Consider the following 6,456-nt stretch of genomic DNA (forward strand, 5'->3'; position numbering starts at 1 on the left):
GACGTAAACCTCTTGATCAACGCCCGAGGGCGACGGGGCGGGAGGGCGCGGGTCAGGGGGTGGGGGGACGCCAGGTGGCGGCGGTGGTGGCGGCGCCGGAGAGCAGGCGTGGCGTGATCGTGCCGAGGGCCGCGTCGCGGGCGCGCAGGGCCAGCCGGCCCCGGGTCTGGAGCACCGCCGACATCCGCCGGGTCTGCCGGACCACGGTTGCCGCGCGGGGCCGCCGCACCCGGTCGTACGCCAGCACGGCGTCGGGGAGCCGGGACTCGCGCAGCAGCGACGACAGGGTGGCCGCGTCCTCGAACGCCAGGCACGCGCCCTGCCCGAGGTGCGGCGGCATGGCGTGGGCGGCGTCACCGAGCAGCACCACCCCGCCCGGCCCGGCCGGGAAGCCGTACGCCCGGGGCAGCGGGCGCAGCTCACGGATCTCCTGCTGCACCAGGTCGGCGGGTTCGGTGGCGGCCAGCAGCTCACCGATCGGCGCGGGCCAGCCGGCGTACCAGCGTTGCAGCAGGGCGAGCTGGGTCTGCGGGGGCTCCGGCCGGGGCGCTCCGGCGGCGGTGGCCACCCAGTAGACGCCACCCCGGCGGGACGCCCCGGAGGAGCCGCGCTCCCCCAGCGAGGCGGCCACGAACCGGTAGCCGGCGCCCAGCACCTCGCCCCCGACCGGCCGGTCGGCCGGCAGGGGTGCCCGGTACCAGGGGATCACCGCCCGCCAGGCGGCGCAGCCGGAGCTGACCACGGCGGCCTCGGGGGCGAGTTGGCGGCGCAGCACGCTGTCCGTGCCGTCGGCGGCGACCACCAGGTCCGCCTCGACGAACTGGCCGTTCCAGCCCACCCCGGGCCGCTCGGCGGCGTCGGCCCGGACGCTGTCCACGGCGACCCCGGTGCGCAGCTCGACCCGGTCACCGAGGCCGGCGATCAGCGCGTCGTGCAGGTCCTCCCGGTGCACCACCACCGGCATCCGGTCGGCCGGGGTGGGCCGGGGCTGCACCAGCCAGTGACCGTCGGGGCGGCGGATACCGCCGTCGGGCAGCGGGGTCGCGATGGCGTCCAGGCCGGCACCGATGCCGAGCACCTGCAACGCGCGTACCCCGTTGGGCCACAGCACCACGGCGGTGGGTTCCGGGCGTACCCGGTCGGCCCGTTCCAGCAGGGTGACCCGCCACCCGGAGCGGGCCAGCGCGCCGGCCACCGCCAGACCGCCGAGGCCGGCCCCGACCACCACCGCGCTGCGCATGCCGCGCCCGCTCAGCTGTCCCGGTCGGCGGACCGGTCGGTGGCACCGGCGGACCGGTCGGCTCCGGCGGGCTCGTCGCCGCGGTCGGCCCCGGAAGGCCGGTCGTCGGCGTCGGGAGCAGGGTCACCGGCCTCCGGCCCGGTGACCCGGTCGTCGGCCGGCGGCGCGCCCGGCGCGTCGGGCAGCACCCCGCTCTCCCGGTACGCGGTGAACTGTTCCTCGTCGACCACCCGGTACCCCGCCGGGGCGGCCGTCGGGGACCCCTTCCCGGTGGCGGCGAGGTCGACCTGGGAGACGTCGCTCCCGGCGCCGTCGGCGGCGGGAACGGCAGCGGGGGCGTCGAGCGGGATCAGGAACTCGCGGGGGCCCCGCACCCGCAGGAAGTAGATCAACGCGCCGAGGAAGACCAGGCCGGCGGTCCACACGTTGAGCCGCAGACCGAGGATGTGGTTCGCCTCGTCGGTGCGCATCAGCTCGATCCAGAACCGGCCGGCGGTGTAGCCCATCACGTAGAGCGCGAAGGCCCGGCCGCGTCCCAGCTTGAACCGCCGGTCCAGGGCGAACACCAGGCCCGCGACGCCGAGGTTCCACAGCGCCTCGTAGGCGAACGTCGGATGGTAGAGGCCGGGTTCCAGGATCGGCTGGTTGGCGTCGTCGCGCAGCGCGTGCCCCGGGTTGTCCGGGTCCATCCGGTGGATCTCCAGGCCCCACGGCAGGGTGGTCCGCCCGCCGTACAGCTCGTTGTTGAACCAGTTGCCCAGCCGACCCACCGCCTGGGCCAGCGGCAGGCCCGGGGCCAGGGCGTCGGCCACCACCGTCAGCGGGATGCCGAGCTGCCGGGCGGCGATCCAGGCGCCGACCGCGCCACCGGCCACGGCCCCCCAGATGCCGAGACCACCCTCCCAGATGGCGAACGCCTTCCACGGGTCACCGCCGGTGCCGAAGTACTTCTCGGGTGAGGTGACGACGTGGTAGATCCGGGCACCGATGATGCCGGTCGGGACCGCCCACACCGCGATGTCGAGCACCGCGCCGGGGGCGACGCCCCGCTGGCGCAGCCGGTGCTCGGTCACCAGGCAGGCGACCACGATGCCGGCGACGATGCAGAGGGCGTACGCCCGCAGCGGGACCGGCCCGAGCTGCCAGACGGCGGTGGTCGGGCTGGGCAGCGCCGCCAGGGGCGTCATCGAGACGAGGGTCACGGGTGCACAGGCTACCGCTGCGGACGCCCGCCGTGGCACCCCGGTCCGGTCAGAGCCCCGGTACGACCGGCCGCGCCGCGGTCCGGCCCGGTGATCCGCGCGCACCACCCCGGCCGGCGCCCCGCCGTCGGGGAACCGTCGTGTCGCCGGCACGCCAGTTCTATCGCCCCCGTGGCCGGGGCGGGCGGGTCAGCGGGCCGGGTTGCGGACGCCCTCGGCGAGTTCGGCGGAGAGGGTACGCAGGGCGGCCAGGCCGGCGTCGAGGTCCGGTGCGTCCAGCAGCCGGCGGATCAGCGCGCTGCCCACGATCACCCCGTCGGCGTACCCGGCGACGGTGGCCGCCTGCGCGCCGGTGCCGACGCCGAGCCCCACCCCGACGGGCAACTCGGTGGCCTCCCGCACCCGGGAGACCAGCACCGGTGCGGCGTCGGAGGTCTGCGACCGGGCCCCGGTGACGCCCATGATGGCGGTGGCGTAGACGAAGCCCCGGCAGTGCTCGACGGTCATCCGCAGCCGGGCGTCGGTCGACGACGGGGAGACCAGGAACGTCCGGTCCAGCCCGTACGCGTCCGAGGCGGCCAGCCACTCGCCGGCCTCCTCCGGGATCAGGTCCGGGGTGATCAGGCCGGTGCCCCCGGCGGCGGCCAGGTCCCGGGCGAACGCGTCCACCCCGTACTGCTCGATCGGGTTCCAGTAGGTCATGGTGACCACCGGCGCGCCGGTGGCCGCGACCGCCTCGACGATGCGCAGCGTGTCGGCGGTGCGGACGCCGCCGGCCAGGGCGATGTCGCTGGCCTTCTGGATCACCGGGCCGTCCATCACCGGGTCGGAGTAGGGGATCTCCACCTCGATGACGTCCACCCCGGCCTCGACCATCGCGGTCATCGCGGCGATGCTGCCGTCGACGGTGGGGAACCCGGCCGGCATGCAGCCGACCAGGACGGCCCGCCCGTCGGCGCGGGCCTTGTCGAAGGCCACCCCGATCCGGCTCACGGTCTCACTGCTCCTTGTCGAGGATGCCGAAGTACTCACCGGCGGTGTGCACGTCCTTGTCGCCCCGACCGGAGAGGTTGACCACCAGGACCGGTTCCCGGCCCAGTTCGGCGGCGAGCTGCGGGGCGATCTGCACCGCGCCGGCCAGGGCGTGCGCGCTCTCGATCGCCGGGATGATCCCCTCGGTGCGGCAGAGCAGCTCGAACGCGGCCATCGCCTCGGCGTCGGTCACCGGCCGGTAGCGGGCCCGGCCGGTGTCGTGCAGCCAGGCGTGCTCCGGGCCGACCCCGGGGTAGTCCAGGCCGGCGGAGATCGAGTGCGACTCGATGGTCTGGCCGTCGGCGTCCTGGAGTACGTAGGTGCGGGTGCCGTGCAGCACCCCGGAGCTGCCGCCGGTGATGCTGGCCGCGTGCCGGCCGGTCTCCACGCCCTCGCCGCCGGCCTCGAAGCCGTACAGCCGCACGTCGGTGTCGGGGACGAACGCGTGGAAGATGCCCAGCGCGTTGGAGCCGCCGCCGACGCAGGCCAGCACCGCGTCGGGCAGCGCGCCGGTCAGGTCGAGGCACTGCCGGCGGGCCTCGTCGCCGATGCCGCGCACGAAGTCCCGGACCAGCTCCGGGAACGGGTGCGGCCCGGCGGCGGTGCCGATCAGGTAGTGGGTGTCGTCGACGTTGGCGACCCAGTCCCGCATCGCCTCGTTCATCGCGTCCTTGAGGGTGCGCGAGCCGGTGGTCACCGGGACCACGGTCGCGCCGAGCATCCGCATCCGGGCCACGTTGAGCGCCTGCCGCTCGGTGTCGACCTCGCCCATGTAGACCACGCATTCGAGGTCGAACAGGGCGGCGGCGGTGGCGGTGGCGACCCCGTGCTGGCCGGCGCCGGTCTCGGCGATCACCCGACGCTTGCCCATCCGCCGGGTGAGCAGCGCCTGGCCCAGCACGTTGCGCACCTTGTGCGCGCCGGTGTGGTTGAGGTCCTCCCGCTTGAGCAGCACCCGGGCACCGATCCGGGCGGAGAACCGCTCGGCGGGGTACAGCAGCGAGGGGGTGCCGGCGTAGTCGCGCAGCAGGGCGTCGAACTCGGCGAGGAACTCCTCGTCGGTCATCGCCTTGCGGTACGCGGCGTCCAGCTCGTCGAGCGCCGCGACCAGCGCCTCGGGGACGAACCGGCCACCGAAGCGGCCGAAGTGACCGGCGGAGTCGGGGAACCGCTCGGCCACCTCCCCGGCGCTCATGCCGTCACTTCCGGGCCGGTGGCGCGCCGACGCTCCGTCGCGTCGCCGGTGACGAATCGCTCGCTCATCGCGATGTCCTCTCGCTGCGCGGATCTGCCCGTCGGGTCAGCGCGCCGGGCGGGGCGTGGCCGGATGGTTCCCGGCGTTGACCAGCTCGGCGACCGCCTCGCGGGGGCTCTTCTGGGTGACCAGCCCCTCGCCCACCAGGACGGCGTCGGCGCCGGCCGAGGCGTACCGGATCAGGTCGTGCGGGCCCCGCACCCCCGACTCGGCGATCTTGACGACGCTGCTGGGCAGGCCGGGCGCGATCCGCTCGAACACCGACCGGTCGACCTCCAGGGTACGCAGGTCACGGGCGTTGACCCCGATCACCTGCGCGCCGGCCTCCAGGGCCCGGTCGGCCTCCTCCTCGGTGTGCACCTCGACCAGCGCGCACATGCCCAGCGACTCGATCCGCTCCAGCAGGCCGACCAGGGCGTTCTGCTCCAGCGCGGCGACGATCAGCAGCACCAGGTCGGCGCCGTGCGCCCGCGCCTCGTGCACCTGGTAGCTGGATACCACGAAGTCCTTGCGCAGGACCGGCACCTGCACGGCGGCCCGGACGGCGGCCAGGTCGTCGAGGGAACCGCCGAACCAGCGCCCCTCGGTCAGCACACTGATCGCCCGCGCGCCACCGGAGGCGTACTCGCCGGCCAACTCGGCCGGGTCGGCGATCTCGGCCAGCCGGCCCCGGCTCGGCGAGGAACGCTTCACCTCGGCGATCACGGCCACGCCGGGCTTGCGCAGGGCCGCGTACGCGTCCAGCGGTGGTGGCGCGGCGGCGGCCAGTTCGCGCAGCCGCTCCAGCGGAAGCTGCTCCTGCCGCCGGGCCACGTCCTCACGGACGCCGGCCAGGATCTCGTCGAGCACGCTTCCGGACGCCGCCGAACCGGCCCCGTCCCCCTCTGCGTGCGCATGCTCAGCAGTCACCAACGGACTCCCCTCTCCGGGTGTCATGGGCCGATGCTAGGGGGCGCCACCTGGCGACAGACGCCGGGGGTATGGCGCTCCTCACGAGATGGGCTGTGGCATGATGCCGGACCTCCGGTGAACGGAATGTCACGCAGCGCCACCGGGCCCGTCGGTGGGTGTCATCGACACCCGTCGTCCGGGGCGCCCCGGACCATCGATCGATGCCCATACGCTATGAGATCACGTCCCGGCCCGGCGCGCAGCACGACCGGTCAGGCCCGGCGGCTGTGACCAAGCTCAAGAAGGACCATGCCGCGCAGGTGGGGGCCGTTGACCGGGCCGTCACCCGGGCGAAACGTGAGCCCGGCAGCATGGGTGTCGGGCAGACTCGACGATGCGCCTGCCCACCATCGGATCTCATCGTGCGGGGTGACCTATGAGCACTGCGGGGCCGAACGCCGGCATCGGACTCACCACCATCTCCCGGACCGTCGCCTCGCTGGCCGTCGAGGTGGTGCACACCGTCGAACGCGTCGTGGTGGGCGAGAGCCGGGTGCGTACCGCGCGGGGCAACGCCTGGGAGGCGGTCTGCGCCGACCGGGCCCGCGCCGACCAGCGCGCCGCCCTGGACCGGCTGGTCGCCGAGCTGGCCGCCACCCGGGACCGGCCGGCCGCCCGCACGCCGCAGCCGGTCAGCTGACCGTCGGGTCCTCACCCCGGTCGAGCGCGTCCCACGCCTCCCGGTTGCCCCCCTCGGCGATCGGCCGGCCACCCGGCCGGGCCGGCCCGTCGGCGCGGACCGTCCGCTCGTAGCGGGTGCCCATCGCCGGCCAGGC

7 protein-coding genes are annotated in these 6,456 nt (G+C 75.2%); 1 reads left to right on the top strand and 6 read right to left on the bottom strand.

The features are described 5' to 3' along the window. Positions 1–52: 52 nt before the first annotated feature. The 5 genes from H1A17_RS25190 to trpC form a co-directional block, all read right to left on the bottom strand. Positions 53–1,240: an NAD(P)/FAD-dependent oxidoreductase gene (locus H1A17_RS25190; protein WP_145920942.1), complete on the bottom strand. Its 1,188-nt coding sequence runs from the start codon at positions 1,238–1,240 to the stop codon at positions 53–55. 11 nt (positions 1,241–1,251) lie between these two features. Next, entirely contained in the window at positions 1,252–2,442 is a 1,191-nt protein-coding gene (gene lgt / locus H1A17_RS25195; protein ID WP_194823048.1) for a prolipoprotein diacylglyceryl transferase, read from the bottom strand. A 189-nt stretch (positions 2,443–2,631) separates the two neighbouring features. After that, a complete protein-coding gene (trpA, locus tag H1A17_RS25200; protein ID WP_145920944.1) occupies positions 2,632–3,435 on the bottom strand; it encodes a tryptophan synthase subunit alpha in 804 nt (267 codons plus the stop codon). Positions 3,436–3,439: 4 nt separating this feature from the next. Next, positions 3,440–4,669, bottom strand: a complete 1,230-nt coding sequence (gene trpB / locus H1A17_RS25205; RefSeq protein ID WP_145920945.1) for a tryptophan synthase subunit beta — start codon at positions 4,667–4,669, stop codon at positions 3,440–3,442. 105 nt (positions 4,670–4,774) lie between these two features. Then, positions 4,775–5,578, bottom strand: a complete 804-nt coding sequence (gene trpC, locus H1A17_RS25210) for an indole-3-glycerol phosphate synthase TrpC (protein WP_176738808.1) — start codon at positions 5,576–5,578, stop codon at positions 4,775–4,777. Positions 5,579–6,056: 478 nt separating this feature from the next. Here trpC and H1A17_RS25215 point away from each other — a divergent pair, with 478 nt between their 5' ends. Beyond that, positions 6,057–6,320 carry a hypothetical protein gene (locus H1A17_RS25215; protein ID WP_145920946.1) on the top strand — a complete coding sequence of 88 codons (264 nt, stop codon included), beginning with the start codon at positions 6,057–6,059 and terminating at the stop codon, positions 6,318–6,320. On the opposite strand, the gene H1A17_RS25220 is transcribed toward H1A17_RS25215, so the two are convergent. Beyond that, the coding region (locus tag H1A17_RS25220) for a Trp biosynthesis-associated membrane protein (protein ID WP_194823049.1) at positions 6,313–6,456 on the bottom strand (144 nt) is incomplete at its 5' end. The two genes, H1A17_RS25215 and H1A17_RS25220, sit on opposite strands and share 8 nt — an antisense overlap.

The sequence above is a fragment of the Micromonospora sp. S-DT3-3-22 genome (genome assembly GCF_015354745.1).
GTDB classification, from domain to species: Bacteria; Actinomycetota; Actinomycetes; order Mycobacteriales; family Micromonosporaceae; genus Micromonospora; species Micromonospora wenchangensis.

Coding starts and splice junctions, on each gene's coding strand:
- trpB (WP_145920945.1), bottom strand. CDS start 4,669: ATGAGCGCCGGGGAGGTGGCCGAGCGGTTCCCCGACTCCGCCGGTCAC.
- H1A17_RS25215 (WP_145920946.1), top strand. CDS start 6,057: ATGAGCACTGCGGGGCCGAACGCCGGCATCGGACTCACCACCATCTCC.
- H1A17_RS25190 (WP_145920942.1), bottom strand. CDS start 1,240: ATGCGCAGCGCGGTGGTGGTCGGGGCCGGCCTCGGCGGTCTGGCGGTG.